22 protein-coding genes are annotated in these 25,093 nt (G+C 55.8%); 13 read left to right on the top strand and 9 right to left on the bottom strand.

From position 1 onward, the window contains the following. Positions 1 to 2: 2 nt before the first annotated feature. From cbiQ to RA157_RS08890, 4 genes are all read left to right on the top strand, one after another. A complete protein-coding gene (gene cbiQ, locus RA157_RS08905; RefSeq protein ID WP_350336103.1) occupies positions 3 to 773 on the top strand; it encodes a cobalt ECF transporter T component CbiQ in 771 nt (256 codons plus the stop codon). Continuing rightward, positions 757 to 1,443, top strand: a complete 687-nt coding sequence (locus tag RA157_RS08900; RefSeq protein WP_350336102.1) for an energy-coupling factor ABC transporter ATP-binding protein — start codon at positions 757 to 759, stop codon at positions 1,441 to 1,443. The genes cbiQ and RA157_RS08900 overlap by 17 nt, the downstream gene beginning before the upstream one ends. A 339-nt stretch (positions 1,444 to 1,782) precedes the next feature. Further along, positions 1,783 to 2,046, top strand: a complete 264-nt coding sequence (locus RA157_RS08895) for a metal-sensing transcriptional repressor (protein WP_350336101.1) — start codon at positions 1,783 to 1,785, stop codon at positions 2,044 to 2,046. Between the two features lie 11 nt (positions 2,047 to 2,057). Beyond that, positions 2,058 to 2,900, top strand: a complete 843-nt coding sequence (locus RA157_RS08890) for a nickel/cobalt efflux transporter (protein WP_350336100.1) — start codon at positions 2,058 to 2,060, stop codon at positions 2,898 to 2,900. Positions 2,901 to 3,200: 300 nt separating this feature from the next. Here the strand turns inward: RA157_RS08890 and RA157_RS08885 are convergent, their stop codons facing one another. After that, the gene (locus RA157_RS08885; protein ID WP_350336099.1) at positions 3,201 to 4,139 is read right to left on the bottom strand and encodes a phosphoribulokinase; all 939 of its coding nucleotides are present in this window, start codon (positions 4,137 to 4,139) and stop codon (positions 3,201 to 3,203) included. Further along, positions 4,136 to 5,116 (bottom strand): fructose-bisphosphatase class II, encoded by a 981-nt coding sequence (locus RA157_RS08880; RefSeq protein WP_350336098.1) that lies wholly within the window; start codon positions 5,114 to 5,116, stop codon positions 4,136 to 4,138. The genes RA157_RS08885 and RA157_RS08880 overlap by 4 nt, the downstream gene beginning before the upstream one ends. A 251-nt stretch (positions 5,117 to 5,367) precedes the next feature. On the opposite strand from RA157_RS08880, the gene RA157_RS08875 reads away from it, so the two are divergent. Further along, positions 5,368 to 6,279 carry a LysR family transcriptional regulator gene (locus RA157_RS08875; RefSeq protein ID WP_350336097.1) on the top strand — a complete coding sequence of 304 codons (912 nt, stop codon included), beginning with the start codon at positions 5,368 to 5,370 and terminating at the stop codon, positions 6,277 to 6,279. Between the two features lie 47 nt (positions 6,280 to 6,326). On the opposite strand, the gene RA157_RS08870 is transcribed toward RA157_RS08875, so the two are convergent. Continuing rightward, positions 6,327 to 7,541: an MFS transporter gene (locus RA157_RS08870; protein WP_350336096.1), complete on the bottom strand. Its 1,215-nt coding sequence runs from the start codon at positions 7,539 to 7,541 to the stop codon at positions 6,327 to 6,329. Positions 7,542 to 7,795: 254 nt separating this feature from the next. Here RA157_RS08870 and RA157_RS08865 point away from each other — a divergent pair, with 254 nt between their 5' ends. After that, entirely contained in the window at positions 7,796 to 9,523 is a 1,728-nt protein-coding gene (locus RA157_RS08865; RefSeq protein WP_350336095.1) for an ABC transporter ATP-binding protein, read from the top strand. 40 nt (positions 9,524 to 9,563) lie between these two features. Here the strand turns inward: RA157_RS08865 and RA157_RS08860 are convergent, their stop codons facing one another. Next, positions 9,564 to 9,929, bottom strand: coding sequence for a YybH family protein (locus RA157_RS08860; RefSeq protein ID WP_350336094.1), 366 nt, complete (start codon positions 9,927 to 9,929; stop codon positions 9,564 to 9,566). A gap of 98 nt (positions 9,930 to 10,027) precedes the next feature. Between RA157_RS08860 and RA157_RS08855 the strand changes: the two genes are divergently transcribed. The 7 genes from RA157_RS08855 to RA157_RS08825 all read left to right on the top strand — a co-directional run bounded on the left by RA157_RS08855 (position 10,028) and on the right by RA157_RS08825 (position 17,655). After that, positions 10,028 to 10,921 (top strand): GlxA family transcriptional regulator, encoded by an 894-nt coding sequence (locus RA157_RS08855; RefSeq protein ID WP_350336093.1) that lies wholly within the window; start codon positions 10,028 to 10,030, stop codon positions 10,919 to 10,921. A gap of 169 nt (positions 10,922 to 11,090) precedes the next feature. Further along, the gene (locus RA157_RS08850; protein WP_350336092.1) at positions 11,091 to 11,270 is read left to right on the top strand and encodes a hypothetical protein; all 180 of its coding nucleotides are present in this window, start codon (positions 11,091 to 11,093) and stop codon (positions 11,268 to 11,270) included. A 182-nt stretch (positions 11,271 to 11,452) separates the two neighbouring features. Beyond that, positions 11,453 to 12,346, top strand: a complete 894-nt coding sequence (locus tag RA157_RS08845; protein WP_350336091.1) for a DMT family transporter — start codon at positions 11,453 to 11,455, stop codon at positions 12,344 to 12,346. Positions 12,347 to 12,666: 320 nt separating this feature from the next. Further along, positions 12,667 to 13,509: a 2,3,4,5-tetrahydropyridine-2,6-dicarboxylate N-succinyltransferase gene (dapD, locus tag RA157_RS08840; protein WP_350336090.1), complete on the top strand. Its 843-nt coding sequence runs from the start codon at positions 12,667 to 12,669 to the stop codon at positions 13,507 to 13,509. Between the two features lie 158 nt (positions 13,510 to 13,667). After that, entirely contained in the window at positions 13,668 to 15,836 is a 2,169-nt protein-coding gene (locus RA157_RS08835) for an EAL domain-containing protein (RefSeq protein ID WP_350336089.1), read from the top strand. Positions 15,837 to 15,874: 38 nt separating this feature from the next. Next, positions 15,875 to 17,053: a succinyl-diaminopimelate desuccinylase gene (gene dapE / locus RA157_RS08830; protein ID WP_350336088.1), complete on the top strand. Its 1,179-nt coding sequence runs from the start codon at positions 15,875 to 15,877 to the stop codon at positions 17,051 to 17,053. Positions 17,054 to 17,058: 5 nt separating this feature from the next. Then, positions 17,059 to 17,655: a hypothetical protein gene (locus RA157_RS08825; protein WP_350336087.1), complete on the top strand. Its 597-nt coding sequence runs from the start codon at positions 17,059 to 17,061 to the stop codon at positions 17,653 to 17,655. A gap of 61 nt (positions 17,656 to 17,716) precedes the next feature. Here RA157_RS08825 and truA read toward each other — a convergent pair whose 3' ends face one another. The 5 genes from truA to thrC form a co-directional block, all read right to left on the bottom strand. After that, positions 17,717 to 18,481 (bottom strand): tRNA pseudouridine(38-40) synthase TruA, encoded by a 765-nt coding sequence (truA, locus tag RA157_RS08820; RefSeq protein WP_350336086.1) that lies wholly within the window; start codon positions 18,479 to 18,481, stop codon positions 17,717 to 17,719. Between the two features lie 14 nt (positions 18,482 to 18,495). Beyond that, the gene (locus tag RA157_RS08815; RefSeq protein WP_350336085.1) at positions 18,496 to 21,345 is read right to left on the bottom strand and encodes an EAL domain-containing protein; all 2,850 of its coding nucleotides are present in this window, start codon (positions 21,343 to 21,345) and stop codon (positions 18,496 to 18,498) included. 274 nt (positions 21,346 to 21,619) lie between these two features. After that, positions 21,620 to 22,213, bottom strand: a complete 594-nt coding sequence (locus RA157_RS08810; protein WP_350336084.1) for a GNAT family N-acetyltransferase — start codon at positions 22,211 to 22,213, stop codon at positions 21,620 to 21,622. 10 nt (positions 22,214 to 22,223) lie between these two features. After that, positions 22,224 to 23,486, bottom strand: a complete 1,263-nt coding sequence (locus RA157_RS08805) for a M16 family metallopeptidase (RefSeq protein ID WP_350336083.1) — start codon at positions 23,484 to 23,486, stop codon at positions 22,224 to 22,226. 2 nt (positions 23,487 to 23,488) lie between these two features. Next, positions 23,489 to 24,910: a threonine synthase gene (gene thrC / locus RA157_RS08800; RefSeq protein WP_350336082.1), complete on the bottom strand. Its 1,422-nt coding sequence runs from the start codon at positions 24,908 to 24,910 to the stop codon at positions 23,489 to 23,491. Positions 24,911 to 25,093: the final 183 nt, after the last annotated feature.

Raw genomic sequence — 25,093 nt, 5'->3', positions numbered from 1 at the left:
CCATGTCACAGGACGCGAGACGGCTTATCGGCCCTGCCGGACTAATCGGCGGTGCCGATCCCCGTCTGCGGATTGTGACCTGCGTGGCATTCTCCTTCGTGACCGTGGCGCTTGACAGTTTCCCGGCGCTGTTTATGGCGCTGGGTCTGTCTTTTATGGCTCTTTTTGGTTCCCGCCTGCCCATGCGGCGGACCCTGAAGCGCATGATTACCATGGACAGCTTCATCATCTTCATGCTGGCAACCCTGCCCTTTACCATGCCAGGCACAGAGCTCTTCACCCTGTTCGGCTATCCGGCCAGTCTTGAAGGTTTCTATCGGGCGTCTGAAATTGCCCTGACAGCCAATGCAGTGGTGTTGATGATGCTGACACTGGTCGGCACCATGGATGCGGTCATTTTTGGCCATGCGCTCTATCGGCTGCGTGTGCCGGAAAGCCTGATCCATCTGCTACTGTTTACGGTCCGCTATATTGACGTTATCCAGCAGGAGTATCAGCGCCTTCGTCTGGCTATGCGGGCCCGGGCCTTCAAGGCCAGGAATTCCCTGCATACCTATCGGTCCTTCGGCTATCTTATCGGCATGCTGCTTGTGCGTTCACTGGAGCGGTCAGAGCGTATCCTTCAAGCGATGAAATGTCGGGGCTTTTCCGGAAAATTCTACCTGCTCGATTCCATGCACCTGCATCCGCGCGACTATTCTTTCGCAGCGCTGTCCGTCATGGCACTGATCGGGCTTATCCTCATGGAGGTCGGCTTTGGACGTTCTTTTTAATCTCGCCGATATCCATTATTCCTACCCGGATGGCCATACCGTCCTGACCGGCGCCAAATTCGCGCTCGTTGGTGGTGAGCGTCTGTGTCTTACCGGCCATAACGGTGCGGGGAAAAGCACTCTGTTCCACATCATGGTCGGCCTGATTCAACCTCAGTCCGGAACTGTTGAAGCCTTCGGCAAAATCCGCGGAACTGAAGCTGATTTCCGCGAGGTCCGTCAGCGGGCGGGTCTCGTCTTTCAGGACCCTGATGACCAGCTCTTCTGCCCGACTGTGGCTGATGATATCGCCTTCGGCCCACTAAACCTTGGCAAGTCGCGGGAAGAAGCACTGGCTATTGTGGAAGAAACCCTCAATCAGCTCAATCTGGGCAAGTTTCGTGACCGCGTGACACACAAACTGTCCGGCGGAGAAAAACGCCTGGTTTCCCTTGCATCCGTTCTGGCGATGAAGCCGGATGTCCTGTTGCTGGACGAGCCGACAAACGCGCTGGATGAAGGAACCACCGAGCATCTGGTGGATATCCTCTGCAATCTGCCGCAGGCCATGGTCGTCATTTCCCATGACCCCCATTTCCGAACCCGTATCGGCACCAGAACCCTGAAGCTGCAAGATGGCAGGATTGAAGAACTCCAGCCCAAGTGTCGCCATGCTGCGGACACGGCCTGATATTTTCCAGGACTTCAGACCGGACATCTGAGAGACGCAATTCTTCTGCAGTTCCAAGATTCAGACCCATAAACTCCGACTCTCCACCCATCGACGTCTCCTCACACAAAATGTGATCGAGGTCTCATTGCTTTTATCCCCTCCCCCAGGATAGGATATGGCGGATTGCGAGCGGAACGTTTCGGTCTTTGCTTTGGCTTCATCAGAAGCCTTTGATGAGATTACAGAAGCGCCTGATTTGATGGCTCAGCCATCTGCAATCGATCCGTCGGGACCCAAATCGGGACGAGGACAGGGCGCATCCATGATCGGGACCGCGCCCCAGCATTGGAGCAGGACATGCGGCATCAATCCCATGGGGATATCATCAAGCGGCTGAAGCGGGCGGAAGGCCATCTTCGCAAGATCATATCGATGATGGAGGATGATCGTCCCTGCGCGGACGTTGCACAGCAGATGCATGCGGTTGAACGTGCCATTGCCAATGCCAAACGCACCCTCATTCACGACCATATCGATCATTGTCTTGGAGACAGTGACCGACTGCGGGACGAAGGCAGATCGGCACTGGATGAGTTCAAGGCAATCTCGAAATACCTCTAAGGAAATCTGCTATGGATCTCACCTCGCTGATCCAGTCTGGTTCTGTTTCTCCCGTTTTTCTGATGGCTGCGGCCATTGTTCTTGGTGCATTGCACGGCCTTGAGCCCGGCCATTCCAAAACCATGATGGCGGCCTTTATCATCGCTGTGCGCGGCACGGTCAGTCAGGCTATCCTGCTGGGCCTCTCGGCAGCCCTTTCCCATACAGCGATTGTCTGGATTCTTGCGCTTATTGCCCTCAGCCTCGGCAATGAACTGATTGGTGAAGAGCTCGAGCCTGTTTTCATGATGGCGTCAGGCGGCATTATCATCGTGATGGGCGCATGGATTTTCATTCAGCAATGGCGGAGAGCCAAAAAACGTGCAGCGCACAGCCATGGACATCATCATGGTCATGGGCACAATCACGGGCATAGCCACAACCACGATCACTCACATGACCACGACCATTCTCACGGGCATGACCATCTGGATGACGACGCCCATGCACGCGCCCATGCACGCGAGATCGAAGAACGGTTTGGTGATGGTTCCGCGACAACGGGGCAGACAATCCTGTTCGGTCTGACCGGCGGTCTTATTCCCTGCTCAGCCGCCATTACCGTTCTCATTCTCTGCCTGAACCTGCAACAGTTCTGGCTTGGCGTCACACTGGTGGCCGGATTCTCGATCGGCCTGGCTGTCATGCTGGTTGCCGTTGGATCCGCCGCTGCCATTGGCATGAACTATGTTCTGGCCAAATCGGGAGCGTTCGACCGTTTCATGGACCGGGCACCCTATGTCTCGGCTGTGCTGATTGTGCTGGTGGGACTGGCCATGCTTTACACCGGCTGGCATCAGGCTCCGCATCACTAGGGTCAAGATTCCCGAAAAGCACGGCGAAGACAGGGCTTGTCATCCTGCCTTCACCGGTCCGGCATTTCTGCCTGTGACGGCAGACACAGACAGATAACCGGAAAGTTCCTTCCGTTGGTGAACGTCCGCCTGAGCGAGCGTTCGAAGTGAGCCAGACACGCTTCACACGAAACGCGTCTGGCCCGGTCTCCGGAGGAGTGGGTTCTCCGGAGCGTTCAGGTCCCGTCCATCAGCCCATGAGGGGACCCAACCGAGATGACCGATCACCCAGACGGCGATCGGTCAGAACACATCGCTGCATCAGATCGCATATTCTCCCTGTGCAGCTTTCATCATATGGATGGCAATAAAGAGCTGTGTCAGTGCCAGCGGGTGGCTGACCCGCATTCCGACGCTCGACTCATACAGCCCGACATCATCCAGATCCGGCTTGGCATCCTGCAGTTCACTCCACAGATAGCGCTCAATATCGCTAGCCCGCTCTGGAGAGATGCCCCCTGAGATTTCCAGAAGATCAACCGGTTTGCCATGGTCCCGTGTCAGTTGCAGACGGATATCGCGATCCGCATGGATACTGTCGAGGAGGCTGGTGAAATCCGGGTGCGGGAGTGTTGGCCGCAACACATGGCATGCATCAAGCTGGTCGTCCTGCTGACCTGTCTCCACTGCCGGTCTGACAAACCGAATAACAATATCCGCAAACAGGCGCTGGGGAACGATATAGGTATCACGCGCACGCTGACGCCGCTCGAGAATGGACAGGACATCCGACTGGGAATAACCGCGCTGGGTGGTGTCCCGATGAATTTTCCAGCGCAGCCGCAGGTCTTCCTCCGGTTCAAGGAAGATTTTCACGTCATAGCAGGAACGCAGTTCGCGGCTGGCATAGCCGAGCAGCCCCTCAGCAATGATGAAGTCCGCTGGCTGCATCAGTTCCGGGCGTACCAGCTCACCATTGGTGTGGTCATAGACCGGCTTGAGAACAGCCTCTCCCTTCCTGAGCAGTTTCAAATGCTGGGTCAGGATATCCAGATGATTGCAATCGGGCTCCAAAGCGCTCAGCTGCCGCTCATAGCGTTCGGCGCGGGTGTAGCGGTGATAGTCATCCATTGAGAAAATCGTGACACGCTCAGGCCCCAGAATACGGGCGATACCGCGTGCCAGAGTGGTTTTCCCCACACCTGAGTCACCAACAATGCCGAGAATAACCGGCCCGGTCCGCTTTGCTGCAATCATCATGCGCCCCCCGGACCTTCCTGCCCGGGCCAAGCGGACAGGATAGAGGGCTGCTTTTCCCAGCTCGACCGTCCGGAAGACAAGGTCAGAGTTTCAAGCGCTACCTCTGTTTGCTGAACGGTTGCGCCAGATAGCAGTAGGCCCGACGTGATCCCCGTCGCGCTGAACCCCAGAACATATCCCGGAACCAGCTTGTCCTGATCATGCCATTGCGTTGTCGAGCGCCCTTCCGCCCGCATTGCAGCATGCTCACTTGGCAATTGGGGATCCATGCGACCCAAAAACTCTCCTCCCAGACACTTTACTGCCGCAGCCGCCAGAAACCCCTCAGGCACTCCTCCTGTGCCCATCAGCGCATCAATATCGCCGCCTCCAGCCCCTGCCAGAAGCGCGCCCGCTATGTCTCCCGCCGGGTAAAGAGCAACAGACGCGCCAGCTGACCGGACAGCATCTATCAGCGCATTGTGGCGTGTTTTCTCAAGCACATAGACCGTCAGCCGGGCGACCGGTTTCCTCAAAGCGTCACTCAATTGCTGCAGACGCTCAGGAACAGAAGCAGAAGGGTCGACCTTGCCTCTGGCTTCCGGTGGCAGAACCAGCTTTTCCATGTAAAGAGCCGGGCCTGGATTCATGAACCCGTTCGGCTCCACAAGTGCCGCCACAGCCATGGCATTGGTCAGGCCCGGCTGCAGAAATGTCGTCCCCTCCGCCGGGTCAATCGCCAGATCACCGGATGGATCGCTATCAGTAGTCCGCCCAAGCAGAGCACCGTCGACCAGCGTGGTTGAGCCCGCATCTCCACCGCCAAGAACCAGCCGTGTCGCGCCGGGTATCTTCGCAAGAGCCACGGCCATAGACTCACGGGCGCGGTCTTCGAGATGGTCCTCATCGCCGTTCTGGATACAATGCGCCGCCGTCGCCGCCGCATATTCGGTGGCAGCCTGAAGAAGTCCGGCGATGCTGTCATCGGATTGTGCCATGACAATCAGGGTCCAGTTCGTGTGTTGAGGAGAACACGTCTCAAACCATACGCGTTGGCCACACCATGCAAAAGCTCCGACAGGATAGGAAATTGTCTCTTTCGAATGGGCTGAAGCCCACCCCATCGGGTAGGTCACACAAATACGCTACCGAAATACCTTCTCGGAGCTGTGTTTTGCATTGTAAATCGATATTCTTCATTATATAGCCCTCTTCAATCGCGAAACCACACTCCTAGTGGAGACTGTTGATGCAACTGGACTGGATAGATACGTTCCTCGACTTGCTGGAAACGAAGAACTTCAACCGAACTGCAGAACGTCTGAACATCACCCAGTCCACAGTGAGTGCCCGGGTCCAGTCTCTTGAAAAACATGTGGGGGCCGTTCTGTTTGAACGGGGACGCGGAGGCGCGCATGCCACCCCTGCAGGGCGCAGGTTTATTGACTATGCCCGCTCGATCAAACTGTCCTGGACTATGGCACGGCAGGATATCGGCGTTCTCGACAAGTTCGACGGCCTGATGCGCTTTGCAAGCCAGGTCAGCCTGATGGATCAGGTTCTGCTGAAATGGGTCGACAAGCTGAAAGTGGCCCTGCCCTCGACAGCCATTTATCTTGAGGCGGACTATTCGAACCAGATGGTCACAGACCTGATGTTCGGCAATCTCGATATCGCCCTTCTCTATATGCCGCGCTATATCCCCGATATTTCTTATGAAGAGATTTTCCGCGAGCGTATGGTGATGGTGTCTTCAGACAGCCCGCATCTGTCAGACCAGACGCCGGAACGCTATATTCGGGTCAGCTATTCAGGAACCTTTGACAAGCAGCATTCGGAATTTCTGCCTGACCTCTGTCGCAGCAGACTGGCCGTCGGGCTCGGCAGTATGGCCGTCACTCTGCTGCGCCGTGAAGGCGGATCCTGCTATCTGCCCGAGGCGCTGGCTGATGATTTTGTGGAAAATGAGGGCTTCATGCGGGTGGAAGATGCGCCCGATTTCGAGCAGCGCACCTATGTGGCAACCCATGTTCGACGTCGCCATGACCACAAGGTCCAGAAAGCCCTGCGCGCATTGAAGGAAGTCTGCGACGAACAGGGTTTGCATCCTGGCCTCGAGGCGGACGGTTCCATTGCCGGCCCGGATACGAACACAATCTGAAGCGTTACCCGAAAAGCCCGTCAGCATTTCGGACGCGCGCTATAGGCCTATTCTGCTGGTACAGAATTAAGGCGGGGTACGATTGTCTCACGCCCCATATCAGGGTCCATGGGGACCAGACGGGCCAGGGCAAGGGATACAGCAGCCATCGCGGCACCGGCCAGGAACACTGCTGCCGGACTGACCAGCCAGATCAGACCGAAGATGACCGGGATTATCACCGCAGCAATATGGTTGATGGTGAAGGCAACACCCGTGGTCGGCGCAATGTCAGCCGGATCTGCAATCTTCTGAAAATAGGTCTTCATGGCAATAGCCATGGCAAAGAAGGCATGATCCAGAACATAAAGACTGGCAGCGACCCAAGGGTCGGAGACGAAGGCATAGGCGGTAAAAATTCCGATCAGACCGATATATTCAAGCGTCAGGATCCGGCGCTCGCCAAACCGGGCAATAAGCTCGCCAATGACCGGTGAAAAGACCATGCTGAACGCACTGTTGATGATGAACAGACCAGCAATTTCGTGCACATCATAACCAAAACGCTCAACCATCAGAAAGCCCGCGAAGACGATGAAAATCTGCCGCCGCGCGCCGCTCATGAATGTCAGTGCGTAATAGAGCCAGTATCGTTTCCGCAGAATGAGCTTCTTGTGCTGGGGTACGGTTTGCTTGAAAGCCGGAAAGGCCATGACAAGCCAGACAACGATCAACAGGGCGACAAGACCGGCCATGGTGAACAGAGTGGAATAATCGAGCCCCAGATAACTCCAGCCGACAAAGATAAAGCCGAACACACCGAGCTTGGCAAAAGATGCCATACCGACAATCCGTCCCATGACGCGCGGCGCTTCACTGCGCGGCAGCCATTGCAAAGACAGGGACTGATGGGCCGTCTCATAATAGTGAAAACCAACGGACATAATGAGTGTGGTGACATAGAGCCCGACAATTGTCGGGAAGTAACCAGTGGCGGCGATGCCGACGGCCATGACGGCCAGAGAAACAAGCGCAAAGCTCTGCTCGCGGATAAACAGCAGCAGGAAAATTGCCGTAAAGGCCAGGAAGCCGGGAATCTCGCGGATAGACTGCTGAATTCCGATCTCACGGCCAGTGAAGCCGATCTCTTCGATGGCAAAATTGTTCAGCAGGTTCCACCAGGTGGCAAAGGCTATCTGCATGGCAATTGCCATCAGCATCAGCATAACAGCTGCCCGCCGCCAATCCGGCATCTCGGCTGATCCCGTTGCCGGATTCGCCATCTGATCTTGTCCCTCTCTCATGTGGAGCGACCATAGAGATTAGGTGACAGGCTGACAATGCCATCTCACGCGTCCTGATGCTCCATAACAGGAATTTGCCATGAAACTGTTTGATTTTTCTGCCACGCGATGAAATGTAGAAGCAAGGAACCATATAAGGGCCCCTTATCAAAGCATAAGCCCGAAAGAGAAAGATAGCATCGCCTGTGTCACAACGCCTGTTAGATCGCCTGTTTCCTGATCAGGATGGCGCTATGCAGTTGATCATCCGGTTGCTGCGCGAGAACTTTCATCTCCACGCACGACGCTATCTGCTTGCCTTCCTGTTCATGGCTATCACAGCTGCCATGACCGGCTTAAGCGCCTGGATCATGAAGGATGTGATCAACGAGCTGTTTGTCGAACGCGACATGCAGAAGGTTGCGCTGGTCTCTGCAGCCGTGGTTGCAATCTTTCTGACCAAGGGTTTCGCGACCTTCGCCCAGACCGTCATTCTCAATGTGATCGGCAATGCCGTTGTGGCCACTTGCCAGAGGCGAATCTTCGCTCATTTGCAACAGCAGGGTGTCAATTTCTATCACAGCCACGCCACTGGCGAACTGGTTACCCGGCTGACGCACAATGCCACAGCAGCCCGCATGCTGCTTGAGATCATCGTAACCCGGTTCGGACGCGACCTGCTCACAGTCATCGGCCTGATTGTTGTCATGCTGATACAGGATCCGCTGCTTTCGGTCCTGGCCGTTCTTCTGGGGATTCCGGCTTTCGCGCTGGTGGTGCGGATCATTCGCAAGATCAAGAAGATCGCCAAGGCGGAATTTCTCTCCCTTTCCGAGATCGTCTCCGTCGTCCAGGAGTCCACTCAGGGCAACAGGATCGTCAAGTCCTTCCGTCTTGAGGGTCATATGAACGCCCGGATGGAAAATGCCACGGCCAGCGTTGAGGACAAGGCGAACAAGATTGCCAAGCTGAAAGCCCGTACCGGCCCGGTGATGGAAACACTCGGCGGTGTGACCGTAGGCCTTTTCATCCTCTATGGCGGCTGGCGCACAATTGGCGGCACTCAGACACCCGGCGAATTCGTCTCCTTTCTGACCGCCCTGCTGATGGCTTATGAGCCTGCCAAGAGGCTCGCCAAGATGCGCGGCGTGATTGAGCAGAATATTGTCGGTGTCCGGCTGATGTATGAGATTCTCGACCTGCCGCTCACAATACGGGAGAAACCGGATGCCAGGCCGCTTTCCCTCTCACAAGGTGCGGTCGCGCTCGACAATGTGACATTCCAGTATGGTTCGGACAGCCCTATTCTGAATGGCCTGTCTCTTAAAGCCGAAGGTGGCAAGACCACCGCACTGGTTGGTCCGTCGGGCAGCGGTAAAACGACAATCATCAACCTGATCCTCCGCTTCTATGATGTGGGTAGCGGCCGGATTGAGATCGACGGGCAGGAGATCGCTTCCGTCACCACAACCAGTCTCAGGGATTCAATAGCCCTCGTCAGTCAGGACACGTTCCTGTTCTCGGGCACTATCCGTGACAATCTGCGCCTTGGCCGTCCGGATGCAAGCGATACAGATATCGAGGCCGCCGCGCGCAGCGCTTTTGCCCATGACTTCATAACGGCTCTGGATCATGGATATGATACGGAAGTCGGTGAGAACGGCGCTCAGCTATCCGGCGGGCAAAGACAGCGACTGGCCATTGCACGTGCCATTCTGAAGGACGCCCCGATTGTTCTGCTGGATGAGGCAACGTCAGCGCTTGACAGCGAGTCTGAAACCAAGGTTCAGGCTGCCTTTGATGCTCTGTCGGAGAACCGGACCGTTATCGTTGTGGCTCATCGCCTGTCAACAGTCCGGAACGCTGACAAGATTGCCGTTCTCTCGGAAGGGACCGTTGTGGAAGAAGGCTCACATACGGAGCTTCTGGCAAGAAAGAGCCACTATGCGGCTCTTTACAATCTTCAGTTTGATGCAGCCTGAGACAGCCCAGGCTGCCTATCACACAAGCTTGGCACGCAGCCTATGATCTGGCCTCGAATTCATCGATCCGCAGCTGCATGCTGCCATCGGCCTGCAGAACCCAGAGCTCATTGGTAATAACGCCACCGGCCTTGTTCATGGTCCAGCTTGCAGACAGACGAACGCTCTGGTCATCAACCTGGACGCATTCGATGTCGGAATAGCAGACATCCGCATAGCCGCCATCAATGATCTGCTGCCAGAACGCCTGGATTGCTTCACGGCCTGTGAACGTGCCGAACGGTTGGGCCGTCATTGTGGCATCAGTCTCATAGAAAGAGGCGCAGCCTTCCGCATTGCCTGCATTGAACGCCTCTTTCCAGCCATTGCTTGCTTTCTCGACCGCTGCCTTGAGCACATCATTCATTGTTATCGTCCTTCAATTGGATTGCATGCTCTTCCGTAATCTGCTTATTGTGTGACCACGAGTGTCTAAATTGACATTTCAGAGGGCATAAGTGACACATGACTGATATTGGCCTCATCACGGGGCAGACCTGCCGTCAATCCGTTCTCCATGGCCTTTCCGATCTTCTGGAAACTGCCAACACTTTCTCGACAACAGCCCCTCTGAACGTTCAGATCTGTGAACCGGATGCCAGATTTGATGATCTGGATGCTCTGATCATTCTGCCCTGCCAAAAGCCGGACGGGTTATCCGACGGCCTGCGACATCTTCAAACTGCTCATAAGAATGGCAGCCTTATCGGGTCCGTTTGCATGGGGGCGTTCCGCCTTGCTGAAACCGGGCTTCTGGACGGACGTCCGGCGACAACGCACTGGAGCGCGGCAGCTTCCTTCTCCCAACAGTTTCCCACAGTCCAACTTGATTGCAGTCGTACCGTGATAGAAGAACCGGACCTGATCACCGCCGGTGGTTTTCTGGCCTGGATCGATCTCGGACTGGCGCTGATCAGGAGGTATTGCAGCCAGGCCGTCATGATGGAAACCGCCCATTTTGTCCTCGCAGATCCCGGGCGCAGAGACCAGCGTGTCTATGCACGTTTTCAGGATGTTACGTCTCATGGCGATGACCATATCCTTCGGGCACAAGACATCATGCGGCAGAACCCGGCACACCATCATACCATCGCGGCTCTGGCAGATGCTGCGAGGCTTGAACCCCGCACCTTCCTGCGTCGTTTCAAGCGTGCAACAGGCCTGACCCCAACCCGCTATCTTCAAAAGCATCGCCTCGACCAGGGGTGTCGCCTTCTGGAGACAACGGTCCAGTCTGTTGAGCAGATTGCCTGGGCTGTTGGCTATCAGGATACAGGCGCGTTCAGAGCCCTTTTTCAGCGGGAGATTGGCGATACGCCCTCGGAATATCGGCAAAGATACACGATTTCAGATAGTTAGAATTTCTCTTTAGAAGGGCATCTACCATGCTCTTTGCTTCCCGCCTGACGCATAGGTCCTATGCGTGATTGCCTCTGGTACCGACAGAAATTCAAACTATGTTCTCCATGCGACATGGATGGCGACTTTCAGACAGCCATTATGCTCGCCAAGATCGAAGGGAACAGTTATGTCGAATGTAAAACGCCGCTTCTTCAGCGATATCTTCGCACGCTACGAAAAGGCCCGCATGGCCCAGGCGCGCCGCTATGTGAATGGTGTTCTGCTGGCGCTTGATGACGCCACACTTGAAACCTACGGCTATTCACGCGAAGAGCTCAAAAAACAGGGCAGCAACAGCCTGTTCTGACAAGCGGTTTTATCCCTGTCATATCGCGACAGCACACAAAGCAGGCTGTGTCTCACAGCCTGCTTGTTTGTTTTCAGGCATGCCCCGATTGATCAGCCCTGGTGGTCCTATCCATCAAATCTCTTGAGTTGCGGAAATCATCAGAACCGGCATACTTCTCTTTTTCCAATATCGGTTCCCGCATGCCAATCTATGAACTTGCCGCACTGGCAGCCGCTCTTTGCTGGACGCTCAGCGGACTCCTTTCCAGAGAGCCAGCCGATCATCTGGGCGCGGTCGGGTTCAATCGTATCCGCCAGATTTTTGTCTTCGTTCTGCTCGCCAGTCTTTGCACAGCCACTCAGACATGGGATACGATCTCTGTGTCGCAGGCCGTACCAATCATCCTGTCCGGATTTATCGGCATCTTTCTTGGTGATACCGCTCTCTATCTGACATTGATCCGGCTCGGGCCAAGACGGACTGGTATCCTGTTCGCAATGAATGCGCCCATATCGGTGTTGCTCGGCTGGATATTTCTGGGCGAAACACTGTCTCCCTCTGCGCTTTTCGGTATCCTTCTGATCATCATCGGCGTTGTATTGGCCATTATCTTCGGCAAGCGGAAAGATCAGCTCCACCAATGGGAACAGGTGAGAGGCTCTCTTGCTGTTGGCGTTGGTTTCGGTCTGGTCACGGCTTTGTCTCAATCCGTGGGCTCTATCCTGGCAAGACCGGTCATGGAAAGTGGTGCCGACCCGGTGGCTGTATCTGCTATCCGGGTGGGTATTGCCGCACTCTGTCTTATCCTGGCCATGCAATTGCCGTTTCCTGCGGTCAAACAACGCAATCCTCTGACCCCCAGAATAGCTGCACTTGCCGGTATCACCGGGCTTTTGGGAATGGGCATCGGCATGACCCTGCTGCTGTTCGCTCTTTCAGGCGGATCAGTTGGTGTCATCTCCACCCTGTCTGCAACGACGCCGGTTCTGCTTTTGCCGCTGCTCTGGATCAAAACAGGCGAAAGACCCGCAGGCGCGGCATGGCTGGGTGCTTTTCTGGTGGTTGCCGGGAGCAGCTTCCTTTTCATTCCTTGATCTGGGGTTCAGACCCATAAAGCACCAGGCCTTTAACCCGCATTGGCAGCGGTGCTTTAAGAGTTTTTTCCGTGCGGGCTTTTGTCTGAAAAGTCTATCAACTTTTCAGAAGCACGCTGTAATGACAGCGCATCGGCCAACGCAAAAAAATAATACTTCCGCAAGACTGTATACAGACTTGCATTCACAAAAAACATTCTCTATAGAACCGCGCAATCATCGCGTTGACAGGCCAGTTCTGTCGACTATTGTCAGCGCAACTCAACCTGCCTGTTTCCGCCCTCTCCGGGAGAAAAGGCCTTCTTGATGACGGACACATTATGACCGAACAGCTTCAATCCATTATCGAAACCGCTTTTGACAACCGCGATTCCGTTTCCACCTCCACCAAAGGTGAAATCCGGGATGCTGTCGATGAAGCTCTACTGCTGCTGGACAGCGGCAAAGAGCGCGTGGCTGTTCGCCAGGATGACGGCAACTGGCACGTCAACCAGTGGCTTAAAAAAGCTGTTCTGTTGTCTTTCCGCCTCAATGACATGGACATCATCAAGGGTGGCCCGGGTGACGCTGTCTGGTGGGACAAGGTTCCGTCAAAATTTGACGGCTGGACTGCTGACAGCTTCCGGGATGCAGCTTTCCGCGCTGTACCGGGCTGCGTTGTCCGGCGTTCGGCCTATATTGCTCCGGGTGCTGTCCTGATGCCATCTTTCGTCAACCTTGGCGCGTCTGTCGGCGAAGGCACCATGGTGGATACATGGGCCACGGTTGGCTCTTGTGCCCAGATTGGCAAGAATGTTCACCTTTCCGGCGGTGTCGGCATTGGCGGTGTTCTCGAGCCCCTGCAGGCCGGACCGGTTATCATTGAAGACAATTGCTTTATCGGTGCCCGCTCGGAAGTTGTCGAAGGCTGCATCGTCCGTGAGGGCGCGGTTCTCGGCATGGGCGTTTTCATCGGACAGTCCACCAAGATTGTTGACCGCACAACCGGCGAAGTTCACATGGGTGAAGTTCCGGCTTATTCCGTTGTCGTGGCCGGTACCATGCCAGGCAAGCCGCTCCCTGACGGCACTCCAGGCCCGAATCTCTATTGCGCCGTTATTGTGAAGCGGGTCGATGAGCGCACGCGTTCCAAAACCTCAATCAACGAGCTGCTGCGCGATTAGAAATCAACTTTATCAAGAATCAGCACCTTATAAAGCCGGAGGCTGTATCATACAGCTTCCGGCTTTTTTCCGCGTCCTAACAAACTGGAATCCATTACTTCCTTACCAATTGTTAAATTATTATCTCTAATTTTAGCCTGTTTTTCAGGATGGGGCGCATGAAAACACTTTCGACAACTGTCTATTCAGTCAGGACGCTGATCGCAGCCGGCCTGTTCTCGTTAGCCAGTGGTCTGTTTCTCATGCTGACGGCGACCGAGGTCTCTGACTGGGTCAGCGAACAGTTCGCAGAACGGTCTGCTGAGACCTACGCCACCGTCATTATGGATATCCAGAACTTCTATTCAGATGCCATCGTCAAACACGGCAAGCGAACCGGTATCCGGATTGAACGGGATTATCGCACAAGCGAAACACCAACCATTCCCTTCCCGGCCAGCTTCACGATCGATCTGACACGGAATCTGAGCAAACGTTACGAAGACCTGCAGTTCCGTTATTACAGTGACTACTCATTCCGGGAGGCTGCAGACGGAACGCCACGGGATCAGTTTGAAAATGATGCCCTGTCCGTTCTCAGCCAGGGGAAGACGGATCGGTTCCAGAAACTGGACACCATCAATGGACAGACGGTTTTTCGTCTGGCACAGCCGATCCGTATGGAGCAGGGCTGTGTGGACTGCCACAACACAATTGCAGGCTCTCCCAAGACCGACTGGAAGGTCGGAGAGATTCGGGGCGTTCTGGGTGTTACCGTCCCGGTCCAGAACTATTCGATCTGGTCCATTGGTGAACTGGGTTCATCAATCTATCTGGTGCTTGGCCTTTATGCTCTGCTTTCAGCTCTGGTTTTCTTCGCCTTCCTGTTCATGACGAAATACCAGCAGGAACGGTTTCAGAAAAACGCCATGCAGGAGAAGAACGTCAAGCTGAAGCGCGCAGCACGACAGATTTCCGAGCTGGCCTACACAGACAGCGTTACTCAAGTGGGCAACCGCGTCATGTTCCGCCGCGAGCTTGATCTTTGTCTGTCCAGAGTATCCAAGCAAGGCAAGAGCTACGCTATCGTTCTGGTTGATCTGGACCACTTCAAGAATGTCAATGACAGCTATGGCTACGAGGCCGGGGATTTCCTGCTGGCCGAGATAGCCAACCGTCTGGTCAAACTGGCTGGGCCAGATGGTCTGGTTGCGCGCCTGTCCGGCGATGAGTTTGCCCTGATTATTACAGACCATCAGGACAAGCAGATTCTAGAGGATTGCTGCAGAACGGCCAGAGACATACTGGGCCAGACTGTGGTCTATGACGGCCAGCACCTGATGCCCAGTGTCAGCATCGGTGCAGTTCGGACGCCTCTCGACGGTATTGATCCGGACCGTCTTCTGGTCAATGCCGGGCATGCTCTGCGCTCTGTAAAGGCTGCAGGCCGTCACGGTTTCTGTGTCTTTGATGACGCCTTGCGCCATACAACCAATCGCGCCAGAGACCTGGGACAACGTCTGCAGCATGCCATCAGCATGAATTATCTGACCGTGCATTATCAGCCGAAGGTCTGCCTTACCGCTGGCAATCTGCTCGGGCTTGAAGCTCTGATGCGCTGGCCTGATCCAGAAGACGGTATCATTCCGCCAAGCGAGTTTATCCCGGTCGCCGAACGTTACGGGCTGGTCAGCGAGCTAAGCGAATTGCTGTTCTCCACTGTTGGCCGGGACCTGAAGAAATGGCACAGCCAGACAGGTCGCTGGATTCCAGTTGCCGTGAACCTGCATCCAACCCAGCTCAGAACATCCAGTGTCCTGCGCCAGTTGCTCAATCGGCTTGAAGAAACCGGTGTACCGCGGGAATGTCTGACGTTGGAAATCACCGAGGATTGCGTTGTCGGTCGAGGCACAGAAGATGTCCCTCGCTTCCTGAAAGAGTTGAGCTCGGCCGGATATCGCCTGTCACTGGATGATTTTGGTACAGGCTTTGCCTCCCTGACCCACCTGATGGAACTGCCAGTGGCGGAACTCAAAGTGGACCGGGATTTCACCCGTAAGCTCGGAGATGGCTCTGGCGAATGTCTCGCAATCGTCAAAGCAATCGGCGACCTCTCAGGGCCACTCAACATGGATGTTGTGGTCGAAGGCATCGAGACCGTCGACCAGCTTACAAAGATCACACATCTGGGTCTCACGATTGGTCAGGGGTTCCATTTCCTGCCTCCGACCGCCTTTGATGTTATCAGCGCTCTGCTGAGGTTGAAGCAGCCATTCCGCGATCGTCTGCCCCTGGCAGAACCCGCTGAAAATCAGCAAGCTGTAAAGTCTGTTCAGATCCGGAATTGACGTTTGACGCCCCATCATGCTCGGGCTAAACCGAGGTCATGAAACATGATGTCGACAGCACCGATCCGGTGGCCATAGCCCGGTCTCTCCTCACCTGCCCCAGCATCACGCCGCACGAAGGTGGCGCGCTGGACTATCTTGGCACTCTGCTGTCGGATGCAGGTTTCGAAGTTCATCGGGTACCGTTTTCCGATGACAACACACCGGATATCGACAATCTCTATGCCCGCATCGGTTCCGGGTCACCGCATATCTGTTTTGCCGGCCACACGGATGTGGTTCCCGTCGGGGACGAAGCGGACTGGACACACCCGCCCTTTGGCGGAGTGATTGCGGACGATATCCTGCATGGACGCGGCGCGGTTGATATGAAGGGCGGCATTGCTGCCTATGCAGCGGCAGCCCTGAACCATCTGCGGGAACACGGTCTTGAAAAGGGCAGCCTCTCCTTCCTGATTACAGGGGATGAGGAAGGCCCGGCCATCAACGGCACCATCAAGCTGCTGCAATGGGTCCATGACCGCGGCGAGCGTTTCGACATGTGCCTTGTTGGTGAGCCGACCAATCCGGAAACCATTGGCGATGCCATCAAAATCGGCCGTCGCGGCAGCCAGAACGGAGCAATTCGTATTCTCGGCAAGCAAGGGCATGTGGCCTATCCGGATCGGGCCATCAACCCGATGCGCGGATTGGCAAAAGCTCTGACGAGCCTGTTTGACGAGCCACTTGACCAGGGCACGGATCATTTCCAGCCAAGCAATCTTGAGATTGTTTCCATTGATACCGGCAACACCACCTTCAACGTCATTCCGTCTGAGGTTCGTGCCACCTTCAATGTGCGCTACAACGATCTCTGGACGCCGGAGGCCATTGAAGACTGGATCAGCGCGAAACTGTCTTCGGCCCTGCCTGACGGCACCGGCTTTGACATCCGCATGGAACCCGCTCTGAGCCGGGTCTTCCTGACACGCGATGAAACGCTTATCGGTAACCTGTCCGCAGCTATTGAGGATGTGACAGGTCATAAACCGGCGCTGTCCACAGGTGGCGGCACCTCTGACGCCCGTTTCATCCGCAATTATTGCCCGGTTGTCGAGTTCGGGCTGGTCGGCCAGACCATGCATCAGACGGATGAATGCGTCCCTGTTGCCGATCTTCAGAAATTGACCCTCATCTATGCAGCCTTTATCCGGCGGTCACTCAATACGGATCTGTAAACCTGATGGCCCTGCCAAGCATTGAGGAAACAACCCGCTCTGTAAAAGGCGTCTGGCGCCTGTTTTTTGGTGACACAAGCGGGCTGTCAGCATTAGATACGAGCTACTCGGGGTTCTGGCGCTCGTTTCTGGTGCTGGTTTATCTTGTCCCTTTCTATGCCATCAATGTATTGGCCCGGTTTGCTCTTCTGGATGAGAATGCCGCGCCGGACGGATTCACGCCGACGGGGAACCACTACCTGCTTGAGGCTGTGACCATCGGCATAGACTGGCTTGTCTTTCCGGTTCTGGCGATCTTTTTTGTGAGAGCATTCGGCGGCAGTGAGCATTATGCACGGCTGATTGTCGCCAGAAACTGGGCCTCACTGATTGCCATCCAGTTCGTTACCGCTCCTGCATTGCTCTATCTTCTGGGTGTGGTCGATATCGCCACATTTATGTTCCTGAGGATCATCGCTGTTGCCCTGATCATACGCTATCAGTTCATCATCATCCGCCGGACGCTGCACTGCCCTGTATCAGCTGCTGTCGGACTGATCGTAATCGATATTCTGCTGGCAATCCTGTTTAGCCAGGGGCTGGAAAAGCTCGCAGGCCTTTAAAGGATCTTGTCGGTGGTGCAAACTGTTCCAGAGCCAAGGCTCATGGGCCATTTCTGTATTTTCAGGGCCAGCTGACAAAGGACCTGTCCGGGTAATCGACCCGCATCAGATAGAGCCCGTCCGGTGGTGCAACCGGGCCGCAGGCTTTTCTGTCCCGCGCTTCAAGCGCCTCGGCCATCTGCTCCACAGGCCAGACACCTTCCCCCACCCGTTTCAATGAACCGACGAAAGAGCGAATCTGATTGTGAAGAAAGGACCGCGCCACTGCATGGATGGTGATCAGGTCGCCTGTCCTGTGCACGGAAAGCTCGTCCAGGGTCTTGACCGGTGACTTGGCCTGGCATTCAGAAGACCGGAAGGTGGTGAAATCATGGGTTCCCATCAGGCTGTCAGCAGCAGCCTGCATGGCTTCCACATCCAGCGGGCGCGGCACCTGCCAGACCCGTCCACGCTGAAGCGTTGGCTGAGGCCGTCTGTTGACGATCTTGTAGACATAGGCACGCTTTGTTGCAGAGAAGCGGGCATCAAAATCATCATCGACCATCTCTGCGGAAAGGATCGCTGTTGCCGTTGGCCTCAGGTGATGATTGAGCGCATCCCGGATCGTATCCGTTGGCCAATCTTTCTCAAGATCAAGGTGGGCTATCTGCGCGGTCGCATGAACACCGGCATCCGTCCGGCCGGCTCCCCTTATGGTCACCGCTTCACCGGAGAACGCTCTGACCGCCTCTTCTATCTGCTGCTGGACCGAGGGCACATCAGCCTGCTTCTGCCATCCTGCCAGGCCCGTGCCTGCATATTCAACGTGAAGACGAAAACGTGGCATAGCGCCTATCCCGCCTATTGCCCGGCCTGGCTGCTTGGGGTGAAGTCAGCACTGTTCAGAAGCTTTGTTGCGTCATTGGCCTCAACAGCCTGTCCATAGAGGAAGCCCTGCGCATACTGGCAGCCCATCTGATAAAGCTGCAGCGCATCTGACTCTGTCTCGGCTCCCTCAGCAACAATATCGAGGCCAAGGTCATGGGCCAGGCCGATAATCGTCCGCAGGATAACAGGGCCTGTACCGCGGTCACTTGGATGAACGAATGACTGGTCAATCTTCAACGTATCAAAGGGGAAGCGCTGCAGATAAGACAGCGATGAGTGACCGGTTCCAAAATCATCCAGAGACAGACCCGCGCCGAACTCCTTGATCCGGGTCAGGATCTTCGACGCCTGCTCCGGGTTCTCCATAATCTGCGATTCTGTCAGTTCCAGCTTCAGGGTACCCTGGGCAATGTGGTTGCGCGCCAGAATGGCCTTCACTTCAGCCAGAAGATCATTGGCGAAAAGCTGTCTGCTGGAGACATTGACGCTGACAAACAGGCCCGGGCCATCCGTACGGTTGCTCTGCCAGACCGCAAGCTGCCTTGCGGCTTCTTCGAGAACATAGGATCCGAGCTCTGTGATCTGGCCTGTATTCTCAGCAACCGGAATAAAGTCACCCGGCAACAGCAGCCCGCGCTGGGGATGCTTCCAGCGTACCAGTGCTTCAAACCCGGCAACGGACTGGCTGCTCAGGTCAATGACCGGCTGGTAATAGACAACAATTTCCTTACGTTCCAGCGCCTTCTGAAGATCTGATTCAATCGACAGGTAGTCCGGCTCATGCTGGCGCAGGCTGGGTCGGAAGATCTCGACGGCATCGCCGCCGCCCCGCTTGGCGTGATACATGGCCAGCTGCGCATCGCCCAGACAGGAATCAAGGCTCGTCTGGTTGGCCTGCCCGATTGCTATGCCAATGGAAATCGTCAGATAGATCTCGCGGTCCCCAAACAGAATAGGCGCGCGCAGAGCCTTGCGCAGATGGTCCGCCATACTTGCAATTCGGTCTGGCTGGGTCTCGGAAATCAGCAGCAGGCCGAACTGATCACCAGAGAGACGCGCCAGCGTATCCTGCGGCTTCAGGTGCCGCGCCAGGCGCCGGGCAATCGTCAGCAGAATGGAATCGCCGACCGTGACGCCAAGGCTGTCATTGACATTCTTGAACCGGTCCACATCAATCACCAGCATGGCCGGCAACGGGGCCGCCCCGGCCTGAGCCAGGCGAATTGCCGTTTCCATACGGTCAACAAACAGGCTTCGATTGGGCAGACCGGTGAGATTGTCGTGAACGGCATCATGCAGCAGCCGTTCTTCTGTCAGGCGCTGGTCGGTAATATCAACCAGAGTACCAACACAGCGGATCACTTCGCCATCTGAACCCAGAACCGGCCGTCCACGCAGGCGGAACCAGCGATAGTGGCCGTCCTCTGACCGCAGTCTGAAATCCTGAGAGACCCGCCCTCGCCTCTGGTCAATCACCGCATCAAGCGTTGCGCTGAATTGGCTTCTGTCAGAGGGATGCAGGATTTCCAGCCAGTCGCGCGCCGGGCCTTCAAGACTGCCACGGCTCAAGCCAAGCAGATCCTCTGCGGCATTTCCCGTATGAATCCGGTCCCGTTCGATATCCCAGTCCCAGAGAATGTCGCCCGAGCCGATAAGGGCCAGAGCCTTGCGCTCCACATCGCCTTGCGCCGTATGGCCAATTGAACCACCAGCAAGCGCATGCTGCATGATGGTGAAGCCGATCAGGAGCACCAGCAGCACCATTCCGCCGGACAGGGCAGGCTGAATGATATCGTTGACGATATCACCCGAGATAGCCAGCAGAGAGCCCAGCAGCCAGAACAGCAACAGAACCCATGTGGGCAGGATCATGATGGCACGGTCATAGTGATGCAGCGCCAGATAAATAATCACGCCGAGGCCGACAATGCCGATAAGGCCGAGCGAAATGCGTGCAATTCCTGCGGCGACGGCGGGGTCGAAGGCGGCGATACCGAGCACCAGGCCAAGAATGACAAGCCAGCCAATGGTCACATGGGAATAGCGCGCATGCCATCTGTTCAGATTGAGATAGGCAAACAGGAAGATAACCAGTGAGGTGGAAAGCAGAACCTCAGTCATCGCGCGCCAGATCTGCTCGGCACCCGGGTCAATCTGCAAAACGCGGGTCAGGAAACCGAAATCGATCGACAGATAAGCCAGTACAGACCAGGCAAAGAGAGCTGCGCCCGGGAACATGGCTGTCGATTTCACAATGAAGAGAATGGTCAGCAGCAGCGCCAGAAGACCGGCAATGCCAATCACAATGCCCCGGAAGAACGCGTAGGAATGGACTGAATCCTTGTAGGCATTCGGATCCCAGAGAGCGAATTGCGGCAGCTCTGCAGTTCTAAGCTCCACAACGAACGTCACCACACTGCCCGGGTCAAGCGTGACGAGAAACACATCGGCTTCTGTCGCGTCCTGACGGCGCGGGGCAAAACCCTCGCTTCGGGTAATGTTGGCGATGCGAGCAGACCCCAGATCCGGCCAGACCAGCCCAGATCCGGCCAGTCTGAAATGCGGGGCAACAAGCAGACGGTCAATCTGCTGATCACTGGTATTGGCCAGAGCAAAGACAGCCCAGCCTTCAGCGCCTTCCGAGCTGCGGCTCTGCACCTCGATCCGGCGAACGATTCCGTCAGACCCGGGGGCCGTTGAAACCTGAACCTTCCGGTCCGTCCCGGAATGGCGTTCAATCGTTGTCGTCAGATCCAGAACAGGGACGTCAAGGGGAACAGAAATGGCCTCGACAGACTGTGCCGAGCCGATGCCCCCCAGCATCGAAAACAAGACCAACAGACATAGAAGAAGTCCGCGCGTGAACACTCGTACCTAACCTGACCTTCTGCCCCGAACTATCAGATGCCCAGCATACAAACTGATGTTCAACGTTCTTTCTCATTCAGCCGGAAAACCAGCCGCCCCTATCGGTGATAGGCCTTTTGCGATTCAAAGCAAAGCGCTTTCCGAACCCCAGCCGGTTTTATTGGCATATCAGAGCAGGAACAAGGGTTTTTGCATCCCCACCCTGTCAGATATCGCGATACGGCTGAAGCTAACGCGACTCATCCGATGAGATCAGGCCGAACAGCAGGTGATCCCGCCATTCACCATCGATCTTCAGGTAGCGTTTCGCGTAACCTTCACGGTCGAATCCGACTTTTTCAAGGAGCCGGATAGATGCTGCATTATACGGGAGGCAGGCTGCCTCGAGCCGGTGCAGACGCAGGGTCTGGAAAACAAAGGGCAACGCAGCTGTAACACCTGCTGTCATGTAACCGGATCCGGCATAGGGCTTCCCCATCCAGTACCCAAGCGTGCAGGCCTGCGTAATCCCCCGCCGGACATTGGAGAGGGACAGACCACCAATCAGGCGGTCATCACTCTGACGAAACAGGAAAAACGAATAAGCCCGGTCACACCGCATATCCTGATGATAACGCCTGATGCGACGACGGAAAGCGGGCTTGGTCAGATCATCTGAGGGCCAGGTCGGCTCCCATTGCTTGAGAAAAGCCCGGCTTTCTTCTCTCAATGCGGCCCAGTCCTGGTAATCCGTCAGCGCAGGGATCCGCAACACCACATCATGATGCTGCAGTGGCGGCATCTCCGGTAGTCTGTTCAGCACCTGAAAAAACGGCACCGGCATAACACTCACCCTAGGCCGCAAGCGCTGACGCGATATCTGACGCAGCCGGAATACGCGAAACGGGCCCGACGGCTGCCAGTGTCGGCATGGACTGGGAGAAGATCTCGACAGACAGATCCCGAATGGCCTGGGTCGATACATTGTCGATCCGTGCCACGATTTCATCAAGCATCATCGGCTTGCCGAACACGATGATCTGCCGGGCAATCTGGCCTGCGCGGGATGCCGGGCTTTCAAGCCCCATCAAAAGACCCGCTTTCATCTGGGCCTTGGCGCGGGCCACATCATCATCTTCAATCCGGTCCTTAGCCTTGCCAAGTTCATTGATGATCACCGGCATCAGTTCTTCGATATCTTCTTCGCCGGTCGCTGCATGAACGCCGAACAGTCCCGTATCGGAAAAGCCCCAGTGGAAAGCATAGACGGAATAGCAGAGGCCACGCTTCTCGCGCACTTCCTGGAAGAGCTGGGATGACATACCGCCGCCCATGACTGCTGCCAGAAGCTGGGCTGTGTAGAAATCATCGCACCGATAGGTCCGCCCCTTGAAGCCAAGGGTCAGCTGGGCTTCCATCAGGTCGCGAACCTCCCGACGGTCTCCGCCCACATAGTTGCCTTCTTCCATATCAGGTGTGGTTCCGGTGGAGACATCCGCCAGTTTTTCACGGGCCAGAGCGACGATCTCGTCATGATCAACACCACCGGCCGCAACCAGAACCATGGAAGAACCGCGATAATGAGTCTTCATGAAACTGCGCAGGTCCGCTGACCCGATCCGGGTGATCGTCTCGCGAGTACCAAGAATATTCCGCCCAAGCGGCTGATCGGGGAATGCCGTTTCCTGAAAGATATCAAAAACCCGGTCATCCGGCGTATCCAGAGCGGCCCCAAGTTCCTGAAGGATCACGTGCTGTTCGCGGCGCAATTCCTGATCATCAAACACCGAATGGGTCAGGATATCACTGAGGATATCCAGGGCCAGAGGCGTATCTTCCTTCAGAACCCGGGCGTAGAAAGCCGTGGTTTCAACCCCGGTCGAGGCGTTCAGCTCACCACCAACGGCTTCGATCTCTTCGGCAATTTCAAGGGCGTTGCGGGTTTTGGTGCCCTTGAATGCCATATGCTCAAGCAGATGGGAAATCCCCTGCTGTGCAGCTGTTTCGACCCGCGCGCCAGCGGCTACCCAGATACCAAGGGCGGCGCTTTGCAGGTGAGGCATGGTTTCAGTAGCGACTGTCAGTCCGGTTTCCAGTTGTGTCACCCTGACAGTCATGCTTATACCTCCATGCCGACTGCGCGGCTGTGTTCTTCAATAAAGGCTTCGACCTTAGCCTGATCATTAGGAAGAACCGAGAACTTTTCTTCTTTGCTCATCATCCCTTCGGCCCAGAGAGGCAAAGGCGGGCGATAACCGCAAGCCTCTTCGACAGCATCAGGGAATTTGGCCGGATGGGCTGTGCCGAGGACGATCATCGGAACGCCCTTTTTCACATGCTTGCGCCCGACGGCAACACCAATGGCCGTATGCGTATCAAGCAGGTAATTACTCTCCTCCCGCACGGTGCGGATGGTCGCCCGGACCTCATCTTCATCAGCCCGACCCGCAGCAAAATCCGACCGGATCTGCATCAGTGCATCATCGGTGATTTCGAACCGGCGGGCCTGTCCCAGACGCTGCATCAGCGTATCAATCGCATCGCCATCACGGTTATAGGCTTCAAACAGCAGACGCTCGAAGTTCGACGAGATCTGAATGTCCATGGAGGGCGAGATGGTCGCCTTGACGCCGCGCATCTCATAAGATCCCGTATCCATCGCCCGGGTCAGAATGTCGTTCTCATTGGTGGCAACCACCAGACGGTCGACCGGCAAGCCCATCTGCATGGCTACATAGCCCGCAAAGATATCGCCGAAATTGCCCGTTGGTACCGTAAAGGATATGGGACGGTGCGGCGCGCCAACGGCAACAGCACTGGTGAAATAATAGACAATCTGGGCCATGACCCGTGCCCAGTTGATCGAATTGACACCAGCCAGCGAAACCCGATCCCGGAATGCATGATGATTGAAGCAGCCCTTGACGATGGCCTGACAGTCATCAAACGTGCCTTCAACAGCAATCGCATGCACATTGCGGTCTTCAATTGTGGTCATCTGTCGCCGCTGTACAGGCGATACCCGCCCGTCCGGGAACATGATGAAGATATCCACATTGTCGCGACCACGAAATGCATCAATGGCAGCACCGCCAGTATCGCCGGAGGTTGCCCCGACAATGGTCGCCCGCTGTCCGCGCTCGCCAAGCACATGATCCATCAGACGGCCAAGCAATTGCATGGCCACGTCCTTGAAAGCCAGCGTCGGGCCGTGGAACAGCTCCAGCACCCATTCTTCCGGGCCGATCTCGACAAGCGGGGTGACGGCACGATGACGGAAGGAGGCATATGCCTCATCAACCATGGTCTTCAGAGTGCTGTCAGCAATCTCGCCACCAACAAAGGGCTTGATGACTTCAAAAGCCACATCCGCATAAGGTTTACCGGCAAAGCTCTTGATGGTCTTCTCATCAAGTTGCGGCCAGTCGGAAGGCACATAAAGGCCACCATCACGGGCCAGGCCAGCCAGCAATACATCTGAAAAACCGAGTTCCGGGGCTTCCCCCCTCGTACTGACATAACGCACGAGCACGTCTCCCATTCATCTGTCCATGCGGATCAGTCTTGTCATGGGGCAGCCTCAGGACCGCCCAGACGCACCTCTTAGCAGATAAGACGGCAAAACCGTAGAAAATAGTGTGCCGCGCCAGCGCGATTTGATCTTCACGAATTTGTTGAGCGGTTTTCAGAAGACAGTCAGCCCATTCTTCGGCACACTGGACAG

It is taken from the genome of Coralliovum pocilloporae (assembly GCF_030845175.1).
Lineage (GTDB): Bacteria > Pseudomonadota > Alphaproteobacteria > Rhizobiales > Cohaesibacteraceae > Coralliovum > Coralliovum pocilloporae.
Note: the sequence above shows the minus strand (reverse complement) of the source record. Positions and strands in the feature narration are given on the sequence as shown.